We start from the raw sequence: 2,982 nt of genomic DNA, 5'->3' as shown, positions 1-2,982 counted from the left end.
CAAGGCTATCCATAGCAATATCCCGTAAGATGGCGACGCCCTAATTAGATCATATTTTTTCTCCAATTGGTATTATACCAATTCCGTTAATTTTATGATCTAATAAAGATTCTTGAAAGGAGTCCTTATGAAGCATGACTTTCCGGGTTTGATTAATTCCACTTCCAATGCTCGACTTAGAATGCGTTATTTAGCCGTTTCTCATTTTGTTGACGGTAAAAGTCGCACTAAAATAGCTAAGTACCTTAAAGTTAGCAGAGTAAGCGTCAATAAATGGGTCAAAGCTGGTCTTGATGGACTTCAGGAGAACCCACATTCTGGTAGACCCCATCGCCTAACTGATGAGTAGAAATCACAAGTCAAAGAATATGTTATCGAGCTCGCAGCTAATGAAAGTGGCGGCCGCCTTCAAGCGAGAGACATTGGGCTTTATATAGAGAGCCATTTCGATACATCATATAAAAAGTCGGCGCTCTATCAGTTATTACATGACATAGGTCTGAGTTGGATAACTTCTCGTTCAAAACACCCTAAGCAATCGCAGAAGGCCCAAGACGATTTTAAAAAAATTCCAAATAGAAACGATCCTTAAGATCCCTGGTCATGCGCCCTTAAAAGATGTCCAAATATGGTTTCAAGACGAGGCTAGATTTGGTCAACGTGATACCACTACGCGAATATGGGCAGAGAAAGGTACGCGCCCCAGAGTTGTACAACAACCGCAATTCGAGTATGTATACCTGTTCGGCGCAGTATGTGTTACGACAGGAGAAGCTGAAGCGATAGTGGTTCCCCTGAGCAATATGGAAGCAATGAAATAGCAACTCAGATTAATGTCTCAAGCCAAACGGGTTGGCAAGCATGCTGTTGTTATCATGGAGCAAGCGAGTTGGCATCAGAGCTATCTTGCCGATGAATCTGAGAACCTCACAGTTATCCATATCCCACCTTATTCTCCCAAGCTTAACCCTATAGAACAGGTATGGAGTTGGCTTCGCCAAATGAAGTAGCAAACAGGTGTTTCGAAAGCTATGATGATATCGTAGAGACACTATGCGGTGCATGGAATCGGTTTTGTGAGGATAAACGCAGAGTTATGTCATTCTGCTCTAGAGGTTGGACTAAACTGATAGGGTAATTAATGGGGTAGGTATAATTAATGAGGAGTCAGCATCGGTATCGTTGTCCTTAGAAGCTACTCTGACGCTATTCTTTTCGTAACGCTCAGTGGCCATTAGCCATTAGCCATTAGACAATGGCTAATGGCTAATGGCTAATGGCTAATGGCTAGCAGGCATGTTGACCATTTTAGTAATCTTACGATCCTTAATATCCCACTATACTCTCCAGACCTCAACCCAATGGATTGGTTCGCCAGAACAACCTTGTTAATAGGAGCTTCAAAATCTACAAGGTATGAATTGATTGTGTTTGTAAGGCTTAGAATGATCATTCTCAATGCGAAAGTAGAATAAAAACACTCTGTTTTCGTTAGTGGGTAAGTCTGAATAGTAAATTAACGGCATTGGTACTATTAGCATTTAATATTTATGGTCTACTTCGAGCTTGGAAATAGCGGTTATATCACTATAACGGCCTCTATGGCTTGTGGCTAATTTAGGTTATATAACTTGGTCTATTATGAAAAAAATCGTTGCTAGGCTCATACAGAGGCGTATGAGTGATGTTCAAGTGTGAAGTGTTGCAGCTATTTTCTTCAGACGAAAAAAAACCACTTCATGAGAAGTGGTTTCTTAAATGTGGCTCCCTTTGCTGGACTTGAACCAGCGACATACGGATTAACAGTCCGGCGTTCTACCAACTGAACTAAAAGGGAACAGGTTTGTTTTATAGCAACAACGCTTATGATTTTTCAATCATGAAAAATGGTGCCGACTACCGGAGTCGAACTGGTGACCTACTGATTACAAGTCAGTTGCTCTACCTACTGAGCTAAGTCGGCACTAATTTCTTTTCGCTATCGTTTGTTACTAACGCTAGCTACTTAATGTGGCTCCCTTTGCTGGACTTGAACCAGCGACATACGGATTAACAGTCCGGCGTTCTACCAACTGAACTAAAAGGGAACAGGTTGTATCTAATTAAGAATGGTGCCGACTACCGGAGTCGAACTGGTGACCTACTGATTACAAGTCAGTTGCTCTACCTACTGAGCTAAGTCGGCACACTAAATTCTTAATTTATTCTATGCTCGTATTTTGATTTTTCAATCTAACACCAACAAAATGAATGTGGTGCCCGGAGGCGGAATCGAACCACCGACACGAGGATTTTCAATCCTCTGCTCTACCGACTGAGCTATCCGGGCAACGAGGTGTATTAAAAGGCTTTTCACGTTCTAGGTCAACATTAAATTGCAAAAAAAATGTTGTTTGCTGATTTTCTATACTTAATGGGCTGTTTGTAGGCATTTTGGTCATTAAATGCATAGTGAATATGAGGTAAGAAGGGGAGGGTTACTGAGTTATTTATGCTTAAATACAGTAAACAAACAAATAAAGAGTGCGTAAAAGTTCACTTTTAATTGTGATTATCGAGCGCTTTAGTATGTCTATCTTATTGGTGTTTATTTTTGAATTGTAGACTATAGAAAATCACCCAAGCTACCGTCTTAATTAATGAGCAATGTTTTGATGTTTGCTTTCGTAAGGAGTGAATATTTTAAATAGAAATATTGGCTGCGGATGAGTGATTTTGGTGACGGAGGATTACGTAAGTTGCGGGAGTTGCATACTCAGAGCTTTATTAGTAAAGGGATAGCATCGATAGAGAAGGCGAGGGCCTATTGGGATCAATTTAGTTCAGATATGAAAAAAGCCAAGTCTTTCGACTTGGCTTTTAAAAGTGGCTCCCCTTGCAAGACTTGAACTTGCGACATACGGATTAACAGTCCGCCGTTCTACCAACTGAACTAAAGGGGAATTATCTGTGTCAGCATTTTAATGCTAAGCACCAAATAAT

General features: G+C 40.6%; 6 tRNA genes and 1 pseudogene. 1 reads left to right on the top strand and 6 read right to left on the bottom strand.

The features are described from left to right. Positions 1-127: 127 nt before the first annotated feature. Positions 128-1,138 (top strand): annotated as a pseudogene (locus FCV43_RS05405) (IS630 family transposase). A gap of 623 nt (positions 1,139-1,761) precedes the next feature. Here the strand turns inward: FCV43_RS05405 and FCV43_RS05400 are convergent. From FCV43_RS05400 to FCV43_RS05375, 6 genes are all read right to left on the bottom strand, one after another. After that, positions 1,762-1,837 (bottom strand) — tRNA-Asn (locus FCV43_RS05400). Between the two features lie 50 nt (positions 1,838-1,887). Continuing rightward, positions 1,888-1,963, bottom strand: a tRNA-Thr gene (locus FCV43_RS05395). Positions 1,964-2,011: 48 nt separating this feature from the next. Beyond that, a tRNA-Asn gene (locus FCV43_RS05390) sits at positions 2,012-2,087 on the bottom strand. Positions 2,088-2,109: 22 nt separating this feature from the next. Continuing rightward, positions 2,110-2,185 (bottom strand) — tRNA-Thr (locus FCV43_RS05385). A 68-nt stretch (positions 2,186-2,253) separates the two neighbouring features. Continuing rightward, positions 2,254-2,329 (bottom strand) — tRNA-Phe (locus FCV43_RS05380). Between the two features lie 537 nt (positions 2,330-2,866). Next, a tRNA-Asn gene (locus FCV43_RS05375) sits at positions 2,867-2,942 on the bottom strand. Between the last annotated feature and the right edge of the window lie 40 nt (positions 2,943-2,982).

The organism is Vibrio genomosp. F6 (genome assembly GCF_005146325.1).
Taxonomy (GTDB): Bacteria; Pseudomonadota; Gammaproteobacteria; order Enterobacterales; family Vibrionaceae; genus Vibrio; species Vibrio cortegadensis.
This window is presented reverse-complemented; position numbering and strand designations above follow the sequence as displayed.